The sequence below is a fragment of the Pumilibacter intestinalis genome, from assembly GCF_943193005.1.
Lineage (GTDB): Bacteria > Bacillota > Clostridia > Christensenellales > Pumilibacteraceae > Pumilibacter > Pumilibacter intestinalis.
The window spans coordinates 41317-66431 of the sequence record NZ_CALPCH010000006.1 but is presented as its reverse complement, the minus strand read 5'-3'; the positions used below and the strand labels follow the sequence as shown (position 1 = coordinate 66431).

Here is a 25115-nt window from a genome sequence, read left to right as displayed (position 1 = left end):
AATTGCATTTACGTCGTCGCCGCATTTGCGGACGCGCTTTTGTAGTTCGTTAAGCAAGTCCATTTTCGCCTCCGTCGAATATGTCAAATAAATTCATTTGATTGTCGGGTGTGCCTGTTTTGTGCTTTTTTACAAATTCCCGATATTTGCGCGTGTATTCGTAACTTTTGCCGAATATCGCGCAAACCGCTTTATATAGTTTCGGCTCGTGTTGTTGTATGATGTTTAATTCGTTTTCAAAGTCGCTCCCGAACGGGCAACCCGCGCAACCTGTGCGGCGCAAGCCGTATTTTGTATAACAGTCGGAGTGCGTGATATTGTGCGTCGTTTCGTATGCGGTTTTGTCTTTATCTGTAAACCACCATATCGGGCGATATGTGTCTATGCGATAACCGACCCCTTCGGTAAAGCACGTCCCGATTGCAACCGTCCGCACGCCGCCTTCAGCCTTGCGCAAGCCTAACACGTTGAGGTCGATATTGTTCTCGCGTTCATACTTTTTTGCGTTGTTCTTTTTTGCACCGTTGCAACATTCGCAAGATATAAGGAAGTCGGGCGGGTTTTCAATCATAAACTCGCGCAACATATAAAACCGCGTTATGCTATACGCTGACTTTTCGCCGTTGATACTGCACCACCAACGCAACGCGCCTTTGCATTGCGGATATGCCGCGAGTAGTTCGTCGAACGGGCGGTCGCCTTGCGAAAAATCAAAATTGTGCTTTTGTAGGCGGTTAATCATTTCGCTTGCGTATTTACTCAAAAACGGCACGCCGTATTTTCTGCAACCGTTCGGGACGGGCGTTACCGCGCGGCGACGTTCAATAGTGATGTTGTATTTTTGCTCTAAATAAAGCAAGTGCCGTTTTGTCGCTTCGTACTCTATGCCCGTATCGAAAAATACAAAATGCAATTCGCAAGTATAGTCATTGTACCGGGCGGCAATCACGCGCAGTATTAAATCAAGTATTATGTCGCTATCCGACCCGCCGCTTATAGACACCATAACTTTGCGATGTAAAAATAAATGTCGCTCACATTTGAAAAAGGCTTCTAATTCGGCAAGGTTTTTAATTTCGTCGTGTGCGGTCATTTATGCCTCCACCGTCGTTTTGATGTAGATTTTTACAACGCCGTTAATAATACTAAAAGCAATCGCGCGTATGTGTTCGGGGTTTTCTGCAATTACCTTTGTGTACGCTTCAATGAGTTGCGGGTGCGTTGCTTGCGTCCCGTTAATAACGACCTTTGCGGGTGTGCCAAACGCTAATAACGGGTTTTTGATTTGATTGTTCATTTTGCGCCTTCCTTTTAATCGTTGTTTTTCTTTGCGTACTCGTTGCACGCCGCCCGCAAAATATCGCTTAATGTCAAGTCTTTTTCGGCGGCTATACGCAACAATGCGTCGCGGGTATCTTTCCCGATAAACGCCGTTACGGGGACGCGTTCCTGCTTGATTTTTGCGGTCGTGGTTGCTTCGGTCATAGGTGTACCTCCTAAAAAATAAAAGTGGGTTTGTTGCAACAAACCCACTTTGCAAGGGTAAAAACCCGAATAAAACAAAAATAGGCTTGTTTTTTTAACAAACCTATTGTAAATTAGCAAAAATGATTTGAAATTGGAATATTCAGTATATCCTAATTCTATTTTTGTTACGATAACGGCATTAGTGGATATTGAGAATTTGAATGTTCAAGTTGTCTATTATCAAGACAGTGATTATGGCAATCAAGATATTTATGAGTTGGAAATAGATACTTTGAAGAAGAGTTCTGGATATTATGTACCGACATATAGCTTAGATGATTGTGAGTTTAATCGAGTTGAATTAAAAAATATTAGTGGGAAAAAGAGAGCTGGTAGTGAGCCATTTGAAGAATGTATTAGAAAAGGAACGGTTCATTTTCCAACAGAAAGATTAGAGACTGAGTTATTTGAGTTGCGTGTCGATAAAACGCAAAATCATAGTACAAGCTTTGGAATATTATACATTACTAGTCCCGTTGATTTATGGCATATAGATTTAGAAATATATATGGCTTTTCCTAATATAGTAAAAACATATATTGTTCAAGATATTAAAGAAATTGTAGCTTATCAAGAATATCCGTTAGAGCTTAAAAAACTTTTAGGTGACGAGAATCCGTTATTAAATGTGCAATTAAAATCTATAAAAGCAAGCAAAATTAAAGATTTGATAGTATAAGCAGAATTCTATTGTAATTATGGATTTTAGTTCAACTCCTCTTGAAAAATTGCAAAATATCTTTTTTGTAGCCGGTTTACAACGGAAAATGTCGCAATTTGTCGAAAATTCGATTGCGGCATTTTTGTTTATTAAGCATTGACGCAGACGCTTTGTTTGTGGTATAATGAAAAAGCAAATTTCAAGAAAAAGGAGGAGTACCGATGCAATGTACGTTGTTGCATAAGAGGATTGCCGTTGCCGACATTACATTAGATGATGCAACCGGCACGATACAAAAGATACAAAAAGTATATGCGCCGCAACATTTGCCTGTCGGTATTTCCGTGCGCGGCGGCGTTGTGGATAGAGCCTCACTCAACGAATGGTGGACGGACAGAGCAATACCCGCAAGTCGAAGCGGTGTGAGACAGGCGTTGGAAACCTTAAATGTAGCGGATACCAAGCTACTGCTTACGCGGTGCTTCGGGTTGAGCCTGTCCGACCAATATTGGATTCGCCCCGAGAGAGCGCAAATTGAGTGGGATGACGTCAACTTTTTTGACAATCCTTTTTCGGACGATATAGGCGACGCGTTGTTCGGCAGAACGAAAAAGACGGATGGATTCGACTTCTCCTCGCCGGATAACACTTCGGATGGTTGCCTTAAAAAGCGGTGGAAAATCATCAATGGAAAGCGTTGCCTCATTAAAGGCGGAAGCAATCCGTTTGTTCAGCAACCGTTCAACGAAGTGATTGCATCTGAAATCATGGAACGGCTGAATATTCCGCACGTGCCGTATATGGTGATTTGGGACGGAGACGAGCCGTACAGCGTTTGCGAGGATTTTGTTACAAAAGATACCGAACTCGTCAGCGCATGGCGCATTATGCAAACGCAGAAAAAGAGCAACAGTATGTCGGTGTACGGGCATTTCGTGTACTGTTGTAAATTGCTCGGCGCGCCTGACGTCGTGCCTATGCTTGATAGGATGATTGTACTCGATTACATTATAGCTAACGAGGACAGACATTTGAATAATTTCGGATTGTTGCGTAACGCCGAAACGCTTGAATGGCTTGGCTTTGCGCCTATATTCGACAGCGGCAGTTCGCTCGGTTATGATAAGCTCGCGTCGCAAATAAGCGTGTCGAGCGGAATAGATTGTAAGCCGTTTAAGAAGCACCACGATGAACAGGTGAAGCTGGTATCGGATTTCGGTTGGATAGACTTCGGAAAGCTATCCGACATAAAAGATATTGTAAAAAGTGCATTCTCCGCCGAGCGAGCAAAAGAGCGCGTGGGAGAGAAACGTATAGAAGCCATAGCCGAATCGGTGGCTAGGCGCGTGGAAGTGTTACAAAGTATTGCGCAGTCACATGCCCTGATAAAGTTGACCACAGATGACGACGTGGACAAGAATATAGCGGCAGACTATATTCATAAGCAATAAATTTGAGTTCAAGACACCACGAAAAATCGCAAAATATCTTTTTCGTAGTCGCTTTACAAGCCCCACCCAGTCGAACCTTTTGTGTTTGATTGGGTGTTTTCTTTTATATGGCTATGTAATGACTGCCGTTAAAGTAGACTTTGGTTTGAATTAAATCCATTGTTGAATTTCTCCTTATAACGGTTTTGGGCGAATAAGTGAATAACCTCACTTGCCGTTTACCTAATAACGTGTAAAACACGAACTTGAAATACCGTAAAACTTACTATTTTGCGAAAAACGTAATATGTGGCACATAAAATTAAAAAGATGGCAAGAAAACATGCGAAAAACATGATATACTCTTTATATATCGGAGGCGTTTATGAAAATAGGAGCAATAACCGCAGTAGTCGTAGGTTGCGGGGACAGAGCATGCGTTTATGCGGAAGAGGGCGTATTTTCGCTAAAAAAAATAAAAGTAGTTGCGGCGGTGGATCCCGACGAAAACAGATTGAAATATATGCGGGAGCATTTCGGTGTGCCGGCAAAAATGTGTTTTACCGGTCAAGATGAGCTTTTGGCAATGGGAAAGATAGCCGATTGCGTAATAAACGGCACTATGGATCAATACCACAAGCAGACTGCTATTCCTTTTTTGGAACAAGGTTATCACATGCTTCTTGAAAAACCGATTGTAAATAATGAAGCGGATTTAATGGAAATAAAGCGAATCGCGGACGAACACGGCTGTATTCTCATGACATGTCACGTACTTCGTTTTGCGCCTTTTTACCGAAAAATCAAAGAAACGATACTCGCCGGCGCGATAGGAAAGCCGATTAGTATACAGACGAGCGAGCGGGTGGGATATGCCCATTCTTCCATGTCATACATACGCGGAAAGTGGCGTAAAGAGAGTGAGTGCGGCTCGTCGCTGTTGCTTGCAAAATGTTGTCATGATCTCGATTTATTGTGTTGGCTGAATAATTCCACCGTTCCCGACGAGGTGTCGAGTTTCGGCGGCCGGGATTTTATCACGCCGGAAAACGCGCCGGATGGCGCGGGCACGCGTTGCCTTACGGATTGCTCGGAAGAAGTGCGCCGTAACTGTATTTTCGATGTGACGCCCATGTATTTGAACAACTGCCTTTTGCCATGGTATCCATGGCAGTGCACGGGAAAGGACTATCGTGAAATATCTGACGAGGAAAAAATCGATTCGCTCAAAACATATAACCCGCACGGCGTGTGCGCGTTTAAGGCGGGCGGGGATATAGTGGATCATCAAGTAGTGAGCATAAAATTCGCCAACAGTTCTACGGCGGTGCACACGATGGTTCTCGGTTGCGCCAAACCGGGACGCAGTATATGGATATCGGGCACAAGAGGGGAGATAGAGGGCAGAGCGGATGACGGCATACTGTTTCTGCGTAATTACGATCGCAAAACATCAGCGTATACCGAGCAAAAATTCGATTTCTGCGAGCTTTACGGAGAGACGGGCGGTCATTTCGGCGGAGATAAAGGATTGATGGCTGATTTTTGCGACGTGCTTGCGGGCAAAACGCCGTCCGTATCGTATACATCGATAGAAGATTCGATAAACGGTCACGTGTTGGTATACCGTGCGGACGAGGCGATGCAAAAAGGCACGGTGGTGAAGTTTGTCGAGTGAGAAAGCAAACAAACGATATGCAAAGGGCGTACAATAGCTTCGGCTGTTGTACGCCCTTTTATCACGTATGTTGCGATTGCCGAAAGTACTCTTTGGGCGTCATGTCGAATTTTTTATGGAAAGCGCGATAAAATGTTCGCAGAGAGTTGAAACCGGCGTCGAAAACGGCGGTAATGAGATCGGCGCCGTTGTGGACTTGCTTTATTATTTCGTTCAACCTTAAGCGATTGACGAACTCGTTTAGATTTATATTAAGATAGGAGTGGAATAGCGCTGAAAAGTAGTTGGGAGAATAACCGTATTTTTTGGAAAGTGCGGAGAGCGAGATATCCTCGCGGTAATTTGCGTATAAATAGTGCAAAATATCTTTTATAAGGTCAGCCTGTTCGTCCTTATTTTGCGTGAGAGGAATATTTACGGCTATCATTTCGAAGAGCGCAAGACCGAGACATTTGGCAAGCGACGGTTTTTTCGTTGTTCTGGCTATGTCGAACATGTCGAGTAACTCGGTGGCGTTTTTGTAGATAGCGTCGTCGCGTAAAACGTGCATGGCGAATTTCCTGTTTTTGCGCAGTTTGAAAAAATAGTCCACATAGTCGAGCGGAAAAATAACGACGTTTACGACGGGCGATTCTTCGCCGCAAAACGTGTAGCCGTGTACGTCATAAGAATTTGTTACGAGGATATCGCCCGGACGGACGAAATATTCCGTTTGATTTATGAGCGCGCGCAATGCGCCTTTCCGCCCGATGAGTATTTCAATCGCGCTGTGAAAATGCGGTTCGCTTTCGATGGCATGCAAAGACACGATGGGGCAGAGTTCGAAATCCCATATTTTTTCGTATTGTTCGGTTTGCATAAAGTCCTCGAAAGATTTTTTTAAGTATAGCATAAAAAGCTTCGGATGTCAATAATATCGTAATTTTTGTCAATTATCTATATGTTTTTGACGAGAAAACGGTATTTTGATGTGTTACAATTATAATATGATTCAATGCTCAAAATAAAAACGGCAACAAATCGAAAACTTTGAGGAGGAACGTTGATGAGTAAAAATTTCAAATGGAGCATGGCAATCACGGTATTGCTAATGGCCGCGGTTATGTGCATGGCGGCATGCGGCGGCAACCCCGAGACAAACGGGGGGGGGAACTTAGACGAAACATTTACGCCTAAAATCACAGTGAGCGAGGACACGGTGACAATTCCCATAGGCGCTGAAATGGAATTTCCTTCGGCTACCGCTACGGATGGTAAAGACGGCGATCTTACAAGCGGTATCCGTGTGAGCGTTTGGTTAAACGACGTTATAGTGTATCCCGCCGAAGGCGACGGCATTGCCTTAACGGACGCGAATTGGAAGCCCGATGTTGCCGGCGCTTATGCGGTGACGTACTCCGTTGTCAATTCCGCGAACAAAAGCGCGAAAAAGACGATAAAAGTCAACGTACTCAATACCGGAATGAACGCGATAGCCGAGCGAGAAAATTGGATTACGAGAAACGCCGCGTTCAATCAAGACGGCTATTTGGCGATAGGCGCTCTTAGTGCAGGCGAAGCAGTCGAAAGAAATCCCGCCGTAGCGTATTCGGGAGAAAAGATTGCCGCGGGCAGCATTGTTTCGTTTGCGTTTAACGCAACATACGCGGACGGCGGCGTGTCACCCTGGTACATGGCATTCGGACTTACGCCTGGCTACGTTGCGGAGAGACCTACGTTGCTTTCCGACACGAACTATCCGTGCATTTTGGAAATCGTACAAAATAAAGTATATGTACGCAACGGTTTGCGCGTCAAAGAGCTCGGAAGAAATTTGTTGGATGGAAGAGACCACACGATTTCCGCGAAATTCGACGTCACGGCAACAAAGGTGACTTATTCGCTTTGGATAGACTCTCCCGTTTCGTCGGCTACTTCGTTGGTGGAAGTTTTGTATACAAACGAGTTTACCGAAGGAGCATACGACGAAAATCTCTTTATCAAAGAAAACTTTTGCGGTTGGTTCGGCATTATGGGAACGCGCAATAATACGTCCGACGCCAACGACGCATTGTTGCTAAAGGCGTTTACGGTAGATGCAAAGGCACAAATAGAGAAACCCGTTTTGCGTGTGGATGAACCTGTAAGTACATTATACATCAATCAAGCGACGAGTTTCCCTATCGCCACGGCGAAAGACGGTACGTTCGGCAAGGATATATCCGACAAAGTGGAGATGTTTATTCTGAACGCTGCAGGCGAAGCTACAAAAATCGACGGTTCGTACACGTTTACGGAGTCCGGCGAATATACGCTTAAATACTATGTTGTCGACGATTACGGAAACATAGCGGTCAAAACGTTTGAAATTTTATGCGCCGATGCACCTACGGAAGCGCTGCCGACGTTGACGGTAGACGGATATGATGACGGAGATATCATTGAGGGCACGGCGATGACGGCTCTTACGCTTCCCGCGGTGACGACTTGCGAGGATGCCAACGGCAAAGATTTGACTTCGCGGCTTTCGGTAGAAATTACTGGACCGATGAACTATCAAGCGAGCGCCGGCGGCGAATTCACTCCCTATGCGGCGGGTACCTACAAAGTTATATATTCGGTATCGGATCTGACGAATAAGGAGAAGACCGTAACGCTTACTCTTGCCGTGGCTTCTCCGGAAGAAAATAAGGGAAACCAGCTCACGGCGAACCCCGACGCTTTTATACAAAGCGGTACCGCAGTCTTGCAATCCAATGAGCTTCGGCTCCAAAGCGGCGAAGGCGGTTTCGCATATACGGGGCAAATGATTTACGGTGAAAAGGTCAGTATGCTGTTGGATTGGACGATTGCCAGCACCGAAGACGTTAGTACCATCGGCGGTATTTGGGACGGTTCTTACCTTACAATAATCAATATGCGCGGAGGCGAATCGCTCGGCAATGTTCCGACGTCTGCGTTTGCGAATGAATGGCCGAAAGGATTGAGTATCCTCATAGATCCGCATGATCATTTGACTGTTCGGGTGGCGGGACATGGCACGACAATGTTGGCAAAGCTTTCGTTCGAAAATCTGCGCAACGCTTTTTACGATAAAGACGTTTTGCTTGAATATCAAGTAATCGACGTGTGCAAAGCGGACGGAAGCCTCGACTATTGTTGCATTATGCTTTGGTTGGACGGAAAGCGCGTGGGTAGCGCGGATTTGCCTTGGACGTGGGCCGAAGTCAAAGATGCCGACGGAAATCTCGCGGTTCGGTCGCGTCTTGCTTTGTCGGAGAGCTATAAAAATCTGATGAAAGCGGGTTGGTTGAAAGTGACCACCTATTGCGGCGACAAGCAGACGGGTAGAGACAATATCGTCAAGTGGTTGTCTATCGACGGCAAATACGTGGTGCGCACCGTCAACGTGACGGGCGACGACGTGCGAGAAGTATCAATCCTCGAAGAATATGTTTTCCCCGAGGTGGAACTGTTGTTCGACGGTGAACCGCAAGCGCTTACGCGCACGCTGTATATAGGCAACTCTGCGGTAGGAGAGCTTATCGATGCGGACGCTACGAAGATGACGATAGGCGTTGAGCATATGGAAGGCTTGCGCATAGAGTGGTCGCATGAAGGTATCGTTTATTATACGGCAAGCGTGAGCGTGAAAGCCGCCGTGTCCGATCCGGTTTGGTCGGGGACCACAACCGGCATCGTGACGCAAACGGCTACGGCAAGCGAATTGCCGGTTATCTCGTCCGTCAAGCTACTCGGTGAAATCGAGACGAGCGGATTTTCATACAAGATAACTTACGCGAACGGTTATACGGTGGAAAACCTTATCGGCGAAAATCTTGCCGCATATAAGCCGGTATTGCCTATAAACTATACGGTAACCGCTTATATTTCGGGACAGAAAATAGACGAGTACGCCGTGACGAATACCTCGGGACTCGGCGAAACCGATATTGCGACGTTTGCGTTCGACGAGGGCGACAAATACAAGATATTCTACACGGGAGAACTTCTCTGGGAAAACACCGTAACTATGCATATCTCGCACATTGGCGGATTCGACATGCTGTATTTGCCAATCCGCGGCAGTATGGAGCGTATCGAAAAGACCGACTATTCGGTATATCCCAACGGGTTGGCTTATCGCATTTACGGCGGTACCGTTTGCATAGTCAACAGTAAGGATCAAGCGATGAAACAGTACGGTTTGCCGAAGTCGTTCGAAACGGTAGGCGACCATATGGTTTGCTACAAGGTGGTGAATAACGCCGACGGGGGAAAGATAGTTTCCGTTACCGTTACGCTGTGGCTTGACGGCGTTCAAATCGGCTCGGATACGTTGCTTATGTCGCAAATTGCGGCTTTGGGCGGCTGGGAGCCTTCGCCTATCTACGGCAAGCAATTCGATAACAGAGGGTTTGGCAAGGATACCCGCATCAATTCCATGTATATCCATGACGAAAACGGCACGCTTGTAACGCCGGTAATCAAAACGGATATAGTCGCGTCAAAAACATACGCGCTCGATATAGACACGGACAAAGATTCGGTTGCGTTCTCGATTCCCGCTTATACGAAAATTTTCGGTATGCAAGTGAAAAACGCGACGGTTAAGATAGATGGCGTTTCGGTATCGGGTACGCATACGTTTACTGCGGCGGGCACGTATACGCTCGTTTATACCTTGGACGATGCGACGGTAGAGACGGTGCAAGTGACGGTTACCAAGCTTACGGGCGCTCCTGTGTTTGCGTTTACGGGCGCCGACGCGAGTGCGGATACGGTGGAGAGAGCGATAAATTCCACGATAGACATTCCATTCACCTGTACGGTCGAAGGAGGAGACAAGTCGTCCGAAATCGCCGTGAAACTGCATTACGGAAACTACACCAAAACTCTGACGGCAACCGAATACGCTGTTTATAAGCACAACGTGCGTCAAAATTTTACGATTGAATACTTGTATCACGATACGGTGCTCGGCGTTAAAAACGTTATCGTTACGGGGCTTAGCAACGGCAACGTTGTGACGGACGCTGCCAACAAAACAGGAGGCGGTGCCAATGCCGACGGCGTATGGTCGGGAACGGAACATCCCGTTTATTTGACTGAAAACCTGTATGACTACACCTTAAGCGTAAAATTCCGTATGACCGCATTCGGATATATTGCCGTAGGGCTGCGTGGAATAGCCGACGTACATCCAACGGCAGGTTATGATTGGCCGGCGAATGCGAGATTTTCGTTCGACGGCGGCAGCATACACGTTTATCTCAGCGGTAACGCAAATCCGGATATCTCTTATGCGGCAAGCGATTTGTGGAATGAGAATTTGGTGAATACGAATGTTATATTAACGATACGGGTAGCCGACGACTTTGACGCGAACGGTACCTACCTCGGCACAGGAGTGGAAATCCGCATCAACGGTACGCTTGTTAAGATCGGTTATGCCGATTGGCATATGGATAACAATACGGAAGATGGATACACCTTTTACGTAGCCGCTTCGCGTAGCAACGTGAACTGGGATGTGTGGAATTCGCCGCTCAACTTCGGTATCTTCCATACGTCATGCAAATTCGAACTCGAAGAAGTTTATTTTGACGGCACGATAGCGCAACCGACGCCCGTCGAATAAAACCGTACGGGGGAATGACGGAAAGAGAATTTTATCTTTCCGTCATTCCCCGACACATTTGCCAAGGAGATATACTTGAATATCAAAAAAAACAAATTAAAAAAGCTGGGAATAACGCTTAAAAACAATGTATGGCTATATTTGATGCTATTGCCCGGCATGGCGGTTCTGTTGCTGTTTACCTACGGACCGATGGTAGGATACTACTTGGCGTTCGTGGACTATAAGGCAAGGTTGGGAATATTCGGATCGCCGTTTGTAGGGTTCTTATGGTTCAAAGCCTTATTCGACGGCGGGTTCATTTGGGAAATGGTGCTCAATACGCTCAAAATTTCCCTTCTCAAATTGGTGCTTTGCTTTTGCGCACCCATCGTTTTCGCTCTTCTCATCAACGAGGTGAAAAACAAGCTGTTCAAATCCACGATCCAATGCGTATCGTATCTGCCGAATTTTATTTCATGGATTATCGTATCCGGCATGATATTGATTTTGTTGGATACGGACGAGGGACTTATCAATCGGTTTATTGTTTTATGCGGAGGGGAAAAGGTCTCGTGGTATTCCGAACCCGGCAAATGGTACGGAATACTTACGATTTCGCATTTGTGGAAAAATATGGGCTGGAGTTCCATCATGTTTTTGGCGGCTGTCACCGCAGTGGATTCCGAGCTGTACGAAGCGGCGGAACTTGACGGCGCGAACAGATTGAAGCAAATTTGGCACATCACTCTTCCCGGCATAATGCCCACTATAACCATAGTGTTCATACTGTCGGTAGGTAAGATTTTTACCGATGACTTCGAACAGATATACGGACTTGTGGGCGAAAACGATATTTTGGGAGAGACTACGAACGTAATCTCGACTTGGGTGTACAAACTCGCCAATTCGGGCGCGGCAAGCAGCTATGCGCTCGGCACTGCGGCGAGTCTCGTGCAGAGTCTGGTGTCGTTGCTACTCATCGTCGTTGCGAATTTGACCACCAAAAAACTCGGACAGGACGGTATAATGTGATGCGAAAAAGAAGCAGTTCCGCAAAAGCGTTTACCGTATTCAATTATTCGTTTCTTTCCGTTCTCGGGATATGTTTCGTTTTGCCGTATGTGCTCATTCTCGTAATGAGCTTTACGAGCACCCAATCGTATTATCACAAAGGGTATTCGCTGTTCCCCGAAAGCCTTACGCTTGAGGGGTATAAAATGATTTTCGGGAAGGGATCGGAAATTTATACGGCATTTTTCAATACGGTTGTCATTACAGTGCTCGGTACCGTAATAGGACTTTTTTGTACCGTGCTTGCGGCGTATGCGCTTTCGAGAAAGCGGCTTGCGGGACGTAAGTTTTTTAACGGGCTTATCGTGTTTGCAATGTTATTTTCGGGCGGACTGATACCCTCGTTTTTATTGATTGCCGCATTAAATATGTTGAACACCTATTGGTCTATAGTGGTGCCGGGTGCGCTTACACCATGGTACTGTATTTTGGTTCGAACGTACTTTACGAATATTCCCGATTCTCTCGAAGAATCGGCGCGAATGGACGGAGCAAACGACTTTTTGATAATGCTCAAAATATATTTGCCGCTTGCTCTGCCGGTAGTGGCTACAGTATCACTGTACTTTATCGTAGGGTTTTGGAATCAGTGGTCGGCGTCGGTGCTGTATTTCGACGGTATGCACAGAAACATGATGCCCATAGCGGTTATTTTGCGTGAGTATATACAGTACAATACGCAGGGTTCCGGTTCGGGCGGTACAGCAACGCTGCCGGTGTCTATGAAAATGGCGACAGTGGTTGTCGCCACGCTTCCCATAGTTTGTATATATCCGTTTTTGCAGAAATTTTTCATCAACGGATTGATGGTGGGATCGGTTAAAGGTTAACGGGAGGAACGTATGAAAGTGAAAAAAATAATCGTTATTTTGCTTGCCGTGTGTCTTGCGGCCATCGGTTTCGCGGGTTGCGGCGGCAAAACAGACGCGAACACCATTGTGGTGTATGTAGAGTATAACGGCAGATTGGGGACATACGACGGCGAAGTGCGAGCGGCTATAGAAGAAAAGTTCGAGGCGGATACCGGCGAAAAGATTAATTTACAGATAGAAGCGGTGGGCACCGGCGTTGCGGGCAATAAAATGGGGCAGGCTATGGCGAGCGCTTCGGTCCAACTAGACGGTTTCGTGTTTCATTACGGAGGCGATACGCCTATCAACGGCTACATTTTGGATGATGCGGCAATTAACTTAAACGAATACAAAAAATATGCGCCGGAATTTTTTAAGTATCATAACACGGAGCAGTACGATCCCGATGGGCTTTCCTATTATGCGGGATACTATAATGACGGATTGTACGCACTGTCTTCGCAAGAATATACTTCGGGTTGGGGCATACTTGTACGCAAAGATCACATGGCGAACACCGACTACAATCCCGACGAATACGATATAGCCGCTCCGAACTGCAAGACGCTGTCGATATCCGAGTTTTACGACTTGCTTACGCAACTGAAAGCAAACAATTCTACGGTGATGCGTCCGCTCGTCGGCATGTCTTGGGAAGTGGACGAAGTGATAGGGCAATGTTTCGAATCGGTCGGTTACGGCAAAATGGTATCGGACGAGAGCGGAAAAATCATTCCTTCCTATGCCGCTCCCGGTTATCTCGAACTTATGAAGTTCGAAAGAACGTTGCAAACGGAAGAGTTATGGATAGAAAATCCGAGTGCCACCACGGTGGACTTAAAGCAATATTTCGCGTCCGGCAAAGGTTCGGTGTTTGTGGAATGGCCCGAAGTTACCTCACAGGCCACTATGGCGCAAAACTTAAAGTCCGAAATTGGAGTGGACTGCATTATGTTGGCGCCAATAAAAGCGGACGGTGAGCAAACTTCCAAAGGAAATCTGCGCCGCGAATATGCTTTTATGGGTATGATATCTCCGTATAAATCGCAAAACACCGAACTGCTTATGAAATATATGAATTGGCTGTATACTTCTCGGGAAAATTACGAGCTGGCAAAATACGGCATTAAAGGCGCTCATTGGATCGAGGGCGAAGACGTTACGATAAACGGAACGACATACGACACTTGGAAGTATCCGCAGGGCAAAGAGGCGGAGTTCGCGGCGGCAAAACCGTATTCGGGAATATACTGCTTGATTGAGAGCGTAAACATGTCGTCGCGGCTGTATGCCGACTACACCTTGCAGCAAAAAACGTGGATAGACAGGATACGCAACAATGTTTCCTATCCGGATTGTTACGTTTCCGAAGGCGTTATGTTGCCCGCCATACCGTCTTCCGACACAAATCTGCTTAGGATAGATACAGCGCACGGTAAAGAATACGTAGGCGTGAGAAAATACGCCTGGAGCAACGCCAAAATTCCGGACGGGCAAACGCTTGACGGATTGTTCGCTTCGATGCGCGAAAATTTGTTCGGAAAGTATGTCGGGCTGATAGATTACTACACAAATTCTTACAATAAAATCATACAAGCACGTAAAAACGGAGGAGCGTAAACAATGGTTGAAATCGATTCGAGGATAGGACTTTATACCGAAGACGGAATTTTGAAAAAGGACGGCAAGCCGTATTCTACCATAGGGGTCAATTATCTAGGGCTTTTTTACGATGCGCTCAGTCATGACTTCGATATAAGCGTAGGGCTTAAAGGCATGGAAACGCTTGCAAGCTACGGCGTAAGGCTATTGCGCGTACCTGTTAACGCTACTTACGATACGGAGATTTTTTCGAACTATTTCTATAGGAGAAAACAGTGGTTCGATATCCTAGATAAAATCGTTGCAAAAGCGGAAGAATTGCAGCTCGGGTTGCTGTGCAGCTTTTTTTGGTCGGAAAGGGTAATCCCTTCTTATTACGGCGAGGACGTGGGAGAATCTTTTCGCTCGTGCGATAGTAAGTCCGCCGCTTACATGGATACATACGTTAAAGAGTTTATCGAGCGATACGGCGAATCTCGCGCAATATGGGGGTGGGAATACGGTAACGAGATCATGCTCGAAGCGCAGTTGCCTATTTGCGCTTGGAAGAACGGACAAAGGCTGTTTGGGTGCGATGACATAGTCGCCGTGTATAAACGTTTTGTGGCGACCGTAAAAAAGTATGACAAACACAATCGGTTTATCGGTTCGGGCGATGCGGGACTCCGTCCTTGCGCGTATCACGCCTATAAAGAAGACAGTTGGCAACGCGACACCCGCAATCAGCAACTCGAAATGATGCGATATCTCTATCCCATGGAAGGTGTTAGTTGGCATGAATATTCCAATACCGTCAAAAGATTGAACGAGCCGAATATTATGCCCGAAACCGCCATTTGTCGTTTTGACGAAAACGAAAATGAAAATGGTATCGTATACAAAACATGGTCTGAGTTTTTCAGGTATTTAACGGATACGGCGAAAACGCTGGGCAAAATAGCTTATCTCGGTGAAACGGGCTTTACGTATGACGATGCCGACAGGCGTCTCGATTACTCGGAGTGCAAAGCTATGGTAGACGCCATTTCCGAAGCGGCGTTTAGAGAGGGCTTCCCGCTCACGATATTTTGGAACTACGATCCGTATACCGACGAACTCGAAAGCAAAACGGATATGAGCGGCACGGGTTGGGCGGCAAGTTGGAATGAAAGATGGCCGATAGGCAAGGCTACGCTCGATTCCGTTAAAAAATATAACGTATTGATAGAACAAAATTTATAAAAATAAAGGAGAAGAAGATGAAAAGAAAAGTTTTATGGCTGCTTGTTGCTGCGTTCGGTTTGGTTATAGGCATACGCGCGGCGTTCCCGTCTTCCGTCGCTTTTGCCGAGAGCGAGACGACGGATATGCTGTCCTCTACCAAGGACTGGGTTTTTCAGCAAAACGCGGGATTTGCCGGCTTTAACGACGAGCGTGAAATTGAGATAATAGGCGTTGGGGAGAACGGCGGAGGCGGAATAAATAGCGCCGTGTATACCAAACGCAAATACGGTTCGGGTAAAATATCCTTCGATTTTCAATTGGACTTCGGCCCGGGCGTGAGTAAAGACGATTACCAAGCGGGAAGCGAATGGTTGGTTAGCTGCTTTTTCGGCGTGCTTTTTATGCAAAATATAGAAGTAAAATCGCCGTCCGCTTCGATAGGTATTCCGTGGGATGTCCCGGGCGGGTATCCGTATATGCTTTGCTTCGACACCGAAACGTCGGGAGGTGAGGCTAACCGCGTAAAACAGCTGGGGCTCACATTGCGCAGATACAAGTACGGCGGTTCGCACGATTTTACTCGATGGTCGACCGTAGAACCTACCGAAGAAACGTTCGTAAACAGTGCGGGCAACGAATACGAGTCTAAAATTCCCGATTTTTACGTTCCGGTAACCACCGATAAAATATGGGACGGCAACAAGCACAGCGTGGTTTTGGAATGGGGCAATTTGAGCGTTGAAAACGGTGACGAAAAGGAAGCGGTAAAGATAGAGGCGTGGTACGATGACGTAAAAGTTTTAACGGTAATAGATGAAATGCCGTTTAAGGGTGAGTCTTTCGGGGAAGAAATCGATGTGGATAAAAGGGACAAAAACGGGTATATCGCCGTGTTTGCCCATCATGACAAAACTTCGCTGAGTCTCGAAAATTACGGATATAAGATTCGAATTTCCGCTTTTACCATAGAGCCGGGCAAAGATAACGAAGAAAACGGCGGAAATGCGCCGCAGCCGGAAGAAGACGCTTCCGACAAAGGTTGCGGATGCGGCGGTTTTGTGGGTTTCGACGGCGCGATTTGTTCGGTACTCTTGCTATTGTGCGCTTCGTCGATAGCGCTTGTTAGAGTGCGCAAGGGAGGTCACCGTGAATAGAACGATTAAACGTCTTATTTGCTGTGTTTTGGCTGCGATATCGATGTTTTCTTTCGGCGCCTGTGACAAAGACAACGGTAACACGACGAAACCGGAGCATCTCGGGCTGTATCTCGAAGACGGCGAAATGTATCATGACGGCAAGCCGTTTCACGGGTTGGGCGTAAATTATTACAGTATGTTCAATTATTGCTTCAGCAACAAGTGGAGTACCGAGGTGCCTTGCGCGGCTTTGGAAAAATTGGCGGAATACGACGTGAAGGTGATTCGGTTTTCCTGCGAGCCGCCGAGCTCGCTCGGCGCCGCTAAGTGGGATTGGTATTTCCAACGCAAAGAGAGATATTATGAAACGCTCGATACAATCGTGAAAAAAGCGGAAGAAGTGGGCATTGGTCTGCTCGTGGAATTTTTCGGCGATTTGCATAACATCAGCAACTACTTCGAGGAACCTATGGGAGAGTCTGTGCGCGACGAAAACAGTCAGTCATCGCAGTTTAGACACGACTATGTGAAAGAAGTCGTCACGCGTTACAAAGATTCGCCCGCTATATACGGATGGGAATTCGGCAACGAACTGGCGTGGGAAACATTATTGCCCGACGGGTACAGAAAGACGGAGGACATGCGATTGAACGAAGTCAATCTGCTGTATTCCCGTTTTGCCGAGACGGTAAAGGAATACGATTCGTACAACAGAATTGTCGGCAACGGGGATCAAAGTTTACGCAATCATGCGTATAATTCTACGTACCATAATACGTTCGACGTGGATACGTTGGCGCAACACCGTGAAATTTTGTCGAAACTGAATCCGGACGGAATGGACGCCATGTGTATGCACCGCTATGCGGACGGAGCGAAAATAAAAGATTTCCCCGAAAAACTCAATACGATAGACGGAAAGCCGTACAATCTTTTGGGGGAGGACGGCAAACAGTTTAAGCTATACGAAACTTGGACGGAATATCTTACGTATATGAAAGACGAATCGAAGCGCATGGGCAAAACATGCTATTTGGGTGAGTCCGGTTGGCTGTATGCCGATTCGCAAGAGAAGCAGACGTACGAAGATGCTTTGTCGGCAATCGAGGGCATTGCCAAGGCGGCGTACGATACCGATTACCCTTTGATTTTATTCTGGAATTACGATCCGTTGACGAACAATTTGGAAGGCGACTTCGTGGATCGCGGTTCCGGCATCGAGTACAGTTGGAACGAAAAGTGGGGTAAGGGGAAAGCGTATCTCGAAATCATAAAAAAATACAACGCTCTTTTTACCGATATGAACAAATGAAATAAAAAGCATAACGCCTAACGGACTAAAAACGTAGGGCGTTATTTTTATGCAATGATTTTTTGAGTAACGCACCGTGTGCGTGTTATTGTGGAAAATCGATACTATTTTCGCGTTATTAAGTTTAATTTCGCCGAACGATATTTTAATTTACACAATAAATGCGGAAAAATATCCGGCACAGTACAATTCGCAATTCAAGTTTTTTATAACTGACATAACGATTGACAATTTCGATTTTATGTGATACTATCATTATACTATCAATATGATAGGTGCTTTTTACAAACAAGATTAAATAAAGGAGGCGTGCTATGCGTAATATTGTTTTGAATGTCAAAATGCGAAAAACGTCGGTGTCGCTTTCCTTTTTGTGTTTGGGGTAACTGTCTTCCTTGAAATTATTGCGTAAGTTATCGACCTCGTTTTTCGCGAGGTCTTTTTTGTATACCGAAAACCCCGCCATAGTGGCGGGGTTCCAAAGAGCTTATAGCTATGCAAAAAAATCTCCTTGTGTTAAGATAATGTTGCGGTCTGGCAACTGCAACGGAAACACAAGGAGATTAGAAGTCGGAGCAATACTGCGAGAATTGTGTAAATGGAAAGATGTGGAAATAATACAAGCTGAAGTGTGTCCCGACCACATACATATGCTAGTGAGTATACCGCCGAAAATGAGCGTATCAAGTTTTATGGGATTTCTCAAAGGGAAGAGTAGTCTGATGATATACGAGAGATGGGGCGACCAAAAATTCAAATACAAGAACAGAGAATTTTGGTGTAAGGGGTATAACGTTGACACGGCAGGAAAAGATGCAGTAAAAATAAAGGAATACATAGAAAACCAGTTAAGGAATGACCGAATGGGAGAGCAATTGGGATTCATGGACAAGACAGACCCGTTTACGGGTAGCAAGGATTAGGTCGCGAGTGCCAGACCGTACCAACGTGCTTGGCACGTGGCTAGTAGACTAGGGTTATGCCCGCAGTGTGAAAAACCCCACGCTTTGCGTGGGGATACTTTTTTTGTTTTATGGTAGACGGTTTATTTGTCGGGCATAGCGTTGGGAACGGGCATAGGTATGGGCGGCGCAGTGCATTATTCCATACATAAAGCACAAGACAACGAAACGGCCGCTCGAATGAATTCGGCGAAAACAAATTTACCAAACAGTTTCCGTTTTTTGCTTTGGGACTTTACAATTTTGCGCGCTTTTTATACGGCGAAGAAGTCGAAAATATCGCGCTCCCCGATGATGCAGGTGTGCTGATAGAACTGCACGAATACCAAAAAGCCAACGGGTATGCGACGGGTAAAAGCGAGATTACCGAAAGAGCGCTTGAAATTTATGCTCGGAAATGAGTTGCATAATTGTCGGCAGTATTTTTATCAGCTAAACACAAATCAATCGGTCTAAAAGTCTTGCGGCGATTAGACCGATTTTTATAAATGATTTTTATGCGTACGTTGCAAAAAATAAGTCGTCATATCTTTGATTTTGCGGCGGATTTTTTGATTTTGCTATGGTAGAAAAAGTTTACCATTACAGGCGGGGAGTTGAAAGGACGGGTGAATTTGTCGTCGTTTATTTTGTATTCGAGGTTTTGCTCTTTTGCGAACATTTGCAATTCTTCGTCGAGAAATTGCCAATAAGTATCGTTGCCTTTGCGGTAAACATCGGCGTATAGCGGCAGTAGCGCGGAGTAGTTTGTTTCTATATAATCCATTACGGCGGATTTGAACGCGCCGCGCAAATTGAGATTTTCGAGCCAAATCAGATTGCAATGTGTTTTAACTTGCTTTACTATCGCTTTTACGTCGGTTATTTCGGGGAATATGGGCGAGATAAAGCAAGTGGTGTGTACGCCCGCGTCGTGAAATGTTTTCATTGCGGCAAGACGGCGAATAATGCTCGCGCCGTTATCCATATCGCTTCGAAACTTTTCGTTCAAAGTATTTATAGACCATGAAACGCGGGCGTTGGGAAAGGTTTTTATTAAGTCCAAATCGCGCAAAATAAGGTCGCTTTTTGTGGAGATTGATAGTTTGACTCCGCTTCCTTGCAGTTCCTCGAGCAGTGCGCGAGTACGCCCGTATTTTTCTTCGATAGGTTGATACGGGTCGGTTACCGAGCCTATAAACAGTTCTTTGCCAGCGTATTTTGCGGGTTTTTTTATGGGTTGCCAAAACTTAACGTCTACAAAGTCGCCCCACTTTTCTTCGTGCCCCGTAAAGCGTTTCATAAAGCAAGCGTAGCAGTATTTGCAAGCGTGCTCGCAACCCGTATACGGGTTTGCCGAATATTCGCAGGCGGGCAAGTCGCATTTGGTTATAACGCCGTTTACTTGTTTTTCTTTCACAATCGCCATTTTCAGCACCTATCGGGTTGTTTATTTGCACACCCGCAAACGAAAATTTTTTTGATTTACGATAATTATAGCGTTTTCGAAATTTTATGGCAATCGAAATTGCGGGCCGTATAAAAATAATTGCCCTGTTGCGGGTAGGCGTGTTATAATTAAAATCATGTTTTACGTAAAAAGATACGGTTCGCCGATGGGCGAGATGACTCTTGCGAGCAACGGGGAAGAACTGACGGGACTGTGGTTCGATGGGCAGAAATACTTTGCGAGCAATATGCAGGGGCGAATAGAAGAAAAAGACCTGCCCGTGTTCGAGCAGACCGAAAAATGGTTGGATATTTACTTTTCTGGCAAAGCTCCCGATTTTACGCCGCCGTTGAGCTTTTCGGGAATTTCGCCGTTTCGCAAAAGAGTTTGGGAAATAATGCTTGCCGTTCCTTACGGGCAGACTACCACGTACGGAAAAATCGCCGAGCGGATAGAGCGCGAAACTGGCAAAAGAGTATCGGCGCAGGCTGTGGGCGGCGCGGTGGGGCACAACAGCATTTCCGTTATAATACCGTGCCACAGAGTGCTGGGCGCAAACGGCGATTTAACGGGCTATGCCGGCGGCGTCGACAAAAAAGTCGCGTTATTGAAAGGCGAGGGCGTGCGCGTATAGCGGCATGTAAGATTATTCGTTTGCGTTCGTTTCGTCGGCGGGTTTTTTCTTGAAAAACGTTATTATGCTGAATTCGTTGAGTAATTCGTTGAATTTGCCGCGGCTCTTGGCGTATAAGAGTTTGCAAAGAGCTACGCCCGCGAGCGCGGCGCACGTTCCTATAATCATGCCGGCGAGTACGTCGGTGGGATAGTGCACAATAAGATATATGCGCGATAACCCCATTATAAAGGCGAATACAAGCCCCGTCCAACTGTAGCGTTTGTTTCCCGTTATGAAAAACGCTACCATAGATGCGAAAGCGGCGGTGGTGTGACCCGACGGAAAGGAAGCCGAGTCTTCGGGGCTCGCGCCCGCGGCAAGCCACCACTCGCCGAACGGTTCGCCCTCGCGGGTGAAAGGACGAGCGCGTCCCACTATGTTTTTGAGCAAAATGTTGGTGACCAACGCGCCGATAACGAGCGCGAACGCCATGGCAACGCCTTCTTTTCTCGTGCGCTTGAAAAACAGGAATACAAAAGCGAGCGCGATAAACGCCCAGCCTATTTCACCGAAGAACGAAACGAATTTCGCGAAGCCGTTAAAAAATCCACCCGCGGCTTTGTTGAGTTCGTGCATTGCCGAAAAAATGCTTTTATCGAACCCCAAAAATGTTTTATCGAGCCAATCCGCCATGATTTCTCCTTTGCGTTTATTATATTATATAGTATAACACAAAACGAATTAAAGTCAAACTCTTTTTTTCTTGACTAAAGCCGGAAAATTAAGTACAATAAATAAATGGAAAAATTATTGCTTTTGGACGGAAACAGCCTTATAAACCGCGCGTTTTACGCTTTGCCGCCGCTCAATAATCCGCAGGGACAGCAGGTGCAGGCGGTTTTCGGGTTTGCCACCATGCTCGTGAAAATGTTCGACACCATAAAGCCCGACTATATAGTTACGGCGTTCGACGTTCACGCGCCTACGTTTAGGCATAAAATGTACGACGGCTACAAGGCGAGCAGAAAGGGCATGCCCGACGAGCTTGCCGCGCAAATGCCCGTGCTCAAAGAGATGCTCGACGTAATGGGCATAAAGCGGGTGGAACTTGCGGGCTACGAGGCGGACGACCTCATAGGCACTTTGTCCAAACGCTTCGATACCGAAACGTATATTGTTACGGGCGACCGTGACAGCTTGCAACTTATAGACGCAAAAACGCGTGTTTTGCTCACGCGGCGCGGCATAACCGACACCGACGAATACGACTTAAACACCATCGAGGAGAAAATGGGTCTTACTCCGAGCGGAGTTATAGACTACAAGTCTCTTGCGGGCGACGGCAGCGACGATATCCCCGGAGTTGCGGGCGTGGGCGATAAAACCGCGAAATCATTGCTTTCAAAGTACGGCGACCTCGACGGCGTTTACGCGCAAATCGATTCCGTTACGCCGGTTTCGCTCAAAAACAAACTTATCGATGGCAAAGAAAGCGCGTATCTTTCCAAAACTCTCGCAACCATAGACACGGCGGTGCCGATGGAGTGCGAGCTATCCGACTGCGGTTACAAATTCCCTTTTTCGTCCGAGGTGTTCGCATTTTTCGAGCGGCAGGGATTTAAGTCGCTTATACGCCGCGGCGAACTTTTCGACACTTCGGTGGGGCTTCCCGTTGCGCCCAAGCGCGAAAAAGCGCAGGAGCGCATGCTCGTGGGGCTTGACGAAATAAAGAGCGTGCTTAAAGACAAGTCGGACGTTGCCCTTTACGTGGAGGGCGAACTCTTTCATTTGGCGGTGGACGAAAAGACGGAGTACACCGTGAGTTTGCATTACGATTTCTTTTCTTCGGGAGTGAGCGAAAGCGAGCTGATAGCCGCGTTGAAAGATATGCTGTGCGACCCGAAAGTGACCAAAACGGTTTTCGATTCCAAGAGTTTTATTACTTATTTATATAAGAATTTCAAGTTTGTCGCACAAGGTTTTTTCGACGTGCGATTGGCGCAGTATATTGCCGACGCCACTGTGCCGCACGCGACCTTGGAGAGTCTGCTCGACGCGTACTCGATAGACCGCAAAGATATTGCGAGCGGCATGCTCGGACTTAAAAAAAGTCTTGACAAAGAGCTTGAAGAAACGGGCATGCACAGACTTTACTACGATATAGAGCTTCCGCTCGTGAAAGTGCTTTTCGATATGGAGCAGGCGGGCTTTGCGGTAAACAGGGAAAAGCTCGAAGAAATAGGCGCAATATTCACGGCGGAGGAGAAATCTCTCGAAAAGCAGATACACGCGGCGGCAGGCAAGGCGTTTAATATAAAGTCGCCCAAACAGCTCGCGAAAGTGCTGTTTGAAGACCTCGGCATACCCTATCCGAAAAAGGGAGCCAAGACTTACAATACAAGCGCGGAAATACTCGAACAGCTCGACGCCTCCTATACCATAGTACCGCTCGTACTCAGGTATCGCTTTATTACCAAACTAAACGCCACGTACGTGGACGGACTCCGAAAACTTATAGACTCGAAGGGAACGGTGCATACCGAATTCAGGCAGACTCTTACCACTACGGGGCGGCTTAGCAGCGTTGAGCCGAATTTGCAAAACATTCCCGTGCGCGAAGAGGACGGAAAAGTTCTGCGCTCGCTGTTTTTCGCCCGTGAGGGTTTCACTCTCGTATCCGCCGACTATTCGCAGATAGAATTGCGCATTATGGCGCATTATTCGGGCGACCCTACAATGCGGCGGGCATATCTCGACGGAACGGACATACACGCGTACACGGCGGCGCAAGTGTACGGAGTGCCGCTCGAGCAGGTTACGCCGCTTATGCGCCGCACGGCTAAAACGGTGAATTTCGGCATTATATACGGAATTAGCGAGTTCGGGCTTGCCTCGTCGCTCAAAATAGCCAAGGGCGAAGCTAAGAAATTCATTGAAAATTATTTCGAGCGTTTCAGCGGCGTGCGCGAATATCTCGACAACTGCGTGTCCGAAGCCAAAAAGAACGGATACGTTACCACGCTTTTGGGGCGCAGGAGAAAAATACCCGAACTGTTTTCGCCCGTGTATTTTACTCGGCAGTTCGGCGAACGCGCGGCAATGAACATGCCCCTTCAGGGTACGGCGGCAGATATAATAAAGATAGCCATGCTCAACGTGAGCCGCGCTCTCGAGGGAATGCGTTCCCGTCTTATCTTGCAAGTGCACGACGAACTCATAGTGGAAACGGCTCTCGACGAGGTTGCCGCCGTAAAAGAGATTTTGCGCGACAAAATGGAAAACGCGTTCACGCTAAGCGTACCGCTTGTGGTGGATATAAGCGAGGGCAAAAGTTGGTTCGATTGCAAATGACGCATAAGTGGGTTTCCCCGTCATTGCGAGGAGGGCAAAGCCCGACGAAGCAATCTCCCGCATTGGAAATATAAAGGAAAAACAATGAATAAAAAAATAGTAGGGCTTACGGGCGGAATTGCGAGCGGAAAAAGCGCGGCGGCGGAAATGTTCGAGTCCGCGGGCGCATATATTATAGACGCAGACGTTGTCGCTCGCGCAGTTGCCGACGGAGCGGAATGTAAGTCCGCTCTAAAAGAGCAGTTTCCCGAGGCGTTTTGCGAAGGAGTACTCAATCGCGGATATTTGCGCGAACTCGTGTTTGCCGACGGCGCGAAGCTTCGAAAACTGAACGCGATTACTCATCCTCTCATATGCAAAGAAATAGAACGGCTCACAGACCGCGCGGCTTTCGGCGTTGTCATGATTGTTGCTCCGCTGTTGTACGAGAGCGGTTTGGATAAACTTGCGAGCGTTGTAATCACTGTGTCGTGCTCGGAAAGCGAGCGTATAAAACGGCTTACGGCGAGGGACTCTATAAACGAAACGCTTGCGCGAAAAATGATATCTTCGCAGATGTCCGACGCGGAACGCGAAAACCGCGCCGATATCGTGATACGAAACGGCGGGAGTTTGGCGGAACTGCGAGCGCAGGTTATAAGAATATACTGCGAGCTGACCGATAAGTCGGGGAGGTAAAACCAT

At 46.8% G+C, this 25115-nt stretch carries 19 protein-coding genes and 1 pseudogene; 14 read left to right on the top strand and 6 right to left on the bottom strand.

The features are described from left to right. Positions 1–49: 49 nt before the first annotated feature. The 3 genes from NFR55_RS04285 to NFR55_RS04275 are packed head-to-tail and all read right to left on the bottom strand — an operon-like array spanning position 50 to position 1485. Positions 50–1093 carry a phosphoadenosine phosphosulfate reductase domain-containing protein gene (locus NFR55_RS04285; RefSeq protein WP_251546653.1) on the bottom strand — a complete coding sequence of 348 codons (1044 nt, stop codon included), beginning with the start codon at positions 1091–1093 and terminating at the stop codon, positions 50–52. Continuing rightward, entirely contained in the window at positions 1094–1297 is a 204-nt protein-coding gene (locus tag NFR55_RS04280) for a hypothetical protein (RefSeq protein ID WP_251546651.1), read from the bottom strand. Positions 1298–1311: 14 nt separating this feature from the next. Further along, complete coding sequence (locus NFR55_RS04275; protein WP_251546649.1) at positions 1312–1485, bottom strand: hypothetical protein; 174 nt, start codon at positions 1483–1485, stop codon at positions 1312–1314. Positions 1486–1618: 133 nt separating this feature from the next. Here NFR55_RS04275 and NFR55_RS04270 point away from each other — a divergent pair, with 133 nt between their 5' ends. The 3 genes from NFR55_RS04270 (at position 1619) to NFR55_RS04260 (ending at position 5296) form a co-directional block, all read left to right on the top strand. Further along, positions 1619–2206, top strand: coding sequence for a hypothetical protein (locus NFR55_RS04270; protein WP_251546647.1), 588 nt, complete (start codon positions 1619–1621; stop codon positions 2204–2206). Positions 2207–2409: 203 nt separating this feature from the next. Then, a complete protein-coding gene (locus tag NFR55_RS04265; RefSeq protein WP_251546645.1) occupies positions 2410–3639 on the top strand; it encodes a HipA domain-containing protein in 1230 nt (409 codons plus the stop codon). 364 nt (positions 3640–4003) lie between these two features. Further along, a complete protein-coding gene (locus tag NFR55_RS04260; RefSeq protein ID WP_251546643.1) occupies positions 4004–5296 on the top strand; it encodes a Gfo/Idh/MocA family protein in 1293 nt (430 codons plus the stop codon). A 61-nt stretch (positions 5297–5357) separates the two neighbouring features. On the opposite strand, the gene NFR55_RS04255 is transcribed toward NFR55_RS04260, so the two are convergent. Further along, positions 5358–6155 (bottom strand): AraC family transcriptional regulator, encoded by a 798-nt coding sequence (locus tag NFR55_RS04255; protein ID WP_251546641.1) that lies wholly within the window; start codon positions 6153–6155, stop codon positions 5358–5360. A gap of 186 nt (positions 6156–6341) precedes the next feature. Here NFR55_RS04255 and NFR55_RS04250 point away from each other — a divergent pair, with 186 nt between their 5' ends. The 8 genes and pseudogenes from NFR55_RS04250 to tnpA form a co-directional block, all read left to right on the top strand. Further along, the gene (locus NFR55_RS04250) at positions 6342–10916 is read left to right on the top strand and encodes a DUF5011 domain-containing protein (protein WP_251546639.1); all 4575 of its coding nucleotides are present in this window, start codon (positions 6342–6344) and stop codon (positions 10914–10916) included. Between the two features lie 75 nt (positions 10917–10991). After that, positions 10992–11930: an ABC transporter permease gene (locus NFR55_RS04245; protein ID WP_251546637.1), complete on the top strand. Its 939-nt coding sequence runs from the start codon at positions 10992–10994 to the stop codon at positions 11928–11930. After that, entirely contained in the window at positions 11930–12799 is an 870-nt protein-coding gene (locus NFR55_RS04240; RefSeq protein ID WP_251546634.1) for a carbohydrate ABC transporter permease, read from the top strand. Before NFR55_RS04245 ends, NFR55_RS04240 begins: the two co-directional genes overlap by 1 nt. Before the next feature lie 12 nt (positions 12800–12811). Further along, positions 12812–14440, top strand: a complete 1629-nt coding sequence (locus tag NFR55_RS04235; RefSeq protein ID WP_251546632.1) for a type 2 periplasmic-binding domain-containing protein — start codon at positions 12812–12814, stop codon at positions 14438–14440. A 3-nt stretch (positions 14441–14443) separates the two neighbouring features. Continuing rightward, the gene (locus NFR55_RS04230) at positions 14444–15643 is read left to right on the top strand and encodes a glycoside hydrolase 5 family protein (protein WP_251546631.1); all 1200 of its coding nucleotides are present in this window, start codon (positions 14444–14446) and stop codon (positions 15641–15643) included. Positions 15644–15660: 17 nt separating this feature from the next. Beyond that, positions 15661–16779 carry a hypothetical protein gene (locus NFR55_RS04225; RefSeq protein ID WP_251546629.1) on the top strand — a complete coding sequence of 373 codons (1119 nt, stop codon included), beginning with the start codon at positions 15661–15663 and terminating at the stop codon, positions 16777–16779. Then, the gene (locus NFR55_RS04220) at positions 16772–18073 is read left to right on the top strand and encodes a glycoside hydrolase 5 family protein (RefSeq protein ID WP_251546627.1); all 1302 of its coding nucleotides are present in this window, start codon (positions 16772–16774) and stop codon (positions 18071–18073) included. Before NFR55_RS04225 ends, NFR55_RS04220 begins: the two co-directional genes overlap by 8 nt. Positions 18074–18630: 557 nt before the next feature. Beyond that, positions 18631–18996 (top strand): annotated as a pseudogene (tnpA, locus tag NFR55_RS04215) (IS200/IS605 family transposase); the annotation flags it as partial. A 562-nt stretch (positions 18997–19558) separates the two neighbouring features. Here the strand turns inward: tnpA and NFR55_RS04210 are convergent. Further along, a complete protein-coding gene (locus NFR55_RS04210; protein WP_251546625.1) occupies positions 19559–20443 on the bottom strand; it encodes a radical SAM protein in 885 nt (294 codons plus the stop codon). A 157-nt stretch (positions 20444–20600) separates the two neighbouring features. Here NFR55_RS04210 and NFR55_RS04205 point away from each other — a divergent pair, with 157 nt between their 5' ends. Next, on the top strand, positions 20601–21098 hold the full coding sequence (locus NFR55_RS04205; protein ID WP_251546623.1) for a methylated-DNA--[protein]-cysteine S-methyltransferase: 498 nt from the start codon (positions 20601–20603) through the stop codon (positions 21096–21098). 12 nt (positions 21099–21110) lie between these two features. Here the strand turns inward: NFR55_RS04205 and NFR55_RS04200 are convergent, their stop codons facing one another. Continuing rightward, on the bottom strand, positions 21111–21773 hold the full coding sequence (locus NFR55_RS04200) for a phosphatase PAP2 family protein (RefSeq protein ID WP_251546621.1): 663 nt from the start codon (positions 21771–21773) through the stop codon (positions 21111–21113). Between the two features lie 105 nt (positions 21774–21878). Here NFR55_RS04200 and polA point away from each other — a divergent pair, with 105 nt between their 5' ends. After that, a complete protein-coding gene (gene polA / locus NFR55_RS04195; RefSeq protein ID WP_251546619.1) occupies positions 21879–24431 on the top strand; it encodes a DNA polymerase I in 2553 nt (850 codons plus the stop codon). A gap of 84 nt (positions 24432–24515) precedes the next feature. Further along, the gene (gene coaE, locus NFR55_RS04190; protein ID WP_251546617.1) at positions 24516–25109 is read left to right on the top strand and encodes a dephospho-CoA kinase; all 594 of its coding nucleotides are present in this window, start codon (positions 24516–24518) and stop codon (positions 25107–25109) included. The last annotated feature ends 6 nt before the right edge of the window (positions 25110–25115 follow it).

What these genes read in the sequence shown, in the direction of transcription:
- NFR55_RS04280 (WP_251546651.1), bottom strand. Translation starts at nt 1,297, where the DNA reads ATGAACAATCAAATCAAAAACCCGTTATTAGCGTTTGGCACACCCGCA.
- NFR55_RS04205 (WP_251546623.1), top strand. Translation starts at nt 20,601, where the DNA reads ATGTTTTACGTAAAAAGATACGGTTCGCCGATGGGCGAGATGACTCTT.
- NFR55_RS04250 (WP_251546639.1), top strand. Translation starts at nt 6,342, where the DNA reads ATGAGTAAAAATTTCAAATGGAGCATGGCAATCACGGTATTGCTAATG.
- NFR55_RS04285 (WP_251546653.1), bottom strand. Translation starts at nt 1,093, where the DNA reads ATGACCGCACACGACGAAATTAAAAACCTTGCCGAATTAGAAGCCTTT.
- NFR55_RS04225 (WP_251546629.1), top strand. Translation starts at nt 15,661, where the DNA reads ATGAAAAGAAAAGTTTTATGGCTGCTTGTTGCTGCGTTCGGTTTGGTT.
- NFR55_RS04210 (WP_251546625.1), bottom strand. Translation starts at nt 20,443, where the DNA reads ATGGCGATTGTGAAAGAAAAACAAGTAAACGGCGTTATAACCAAATGC.
- polA (WP_251546619.1), top strand. Translation starts at nt 21,879, where the DNA reads ATGGAAAAATTATTGCTTTTGGACGGAAACAGCCTTATAAACCGCGCG.
- NFR55_RS04235 (WP_251546632.1), top strand. Translation starts at nt 12,812, where the DNA reads ATGAAAGTGAAAAAAATAATCGTTATTTTGCTTGCCGTGTGTCTTGCG.
- NFR55_RS04200 (WP_251546621.1), bottom strand. Translation starts at nt 21,773, where the DNA reads ATGGCGGATTGGCTCGATAAAACATTTTTGGGGTTCGATAAAAGCATT.
- NFR55_RS04255 (WP_251546641.1), bottom strand. Translation starts at nt 6,155, where the DNA reads ATGCAAACCGAACAATACGAAAAAATATGGGATTTCGAACTCTGCCCC.
- NFR55_RS04230 (WP_251546631.1), top strand. Translation starts at nt 14,444, where the DNA reads ATGGTTGAAATCGATTCGAGGATAGGACTTTATACCGAAGACGGAATT.
- NFR55_RS04260 (WP_251546643.1), top strand. Translation starts at nt 4,004, where the DNA reads ATGAAAATAGGAGCAATAACCGCAGTAGTCGTAGGTTGCGGGGACAGA.
- NFR55_RS04275 (WP_251546649.1), bottom strand. Translation starts at nt 1,485, where the DNA reads ATGACCGAAGCAACCACGACCGCAAAAATCAAGCAGGAACGCGTCCCC.
- NFR55_RS04240 (WP_251546634.1), top strand. Translation starts at nt 11,930, where the DNA reads ATGCGAAAAAGAAGCAGTTCCGCAAAAGCGTTTACCGTATTCAATTAT.
- coaE (WP_251546617.1), top strand. Translation starts at nt 24,516, where the DNA reads ATGAATAAAAAAATAGTAGGGCTTACGGGCGGAATTGCGAGCGGAAAA.
- NFR55_RS04265 (WP_251546645.1), top strand. Translation starts at nt 2,410, where the DNA reads ATGCAATGTACGTTGTTGCATAAGAGGATTGCCGTTGCCGACATTACA.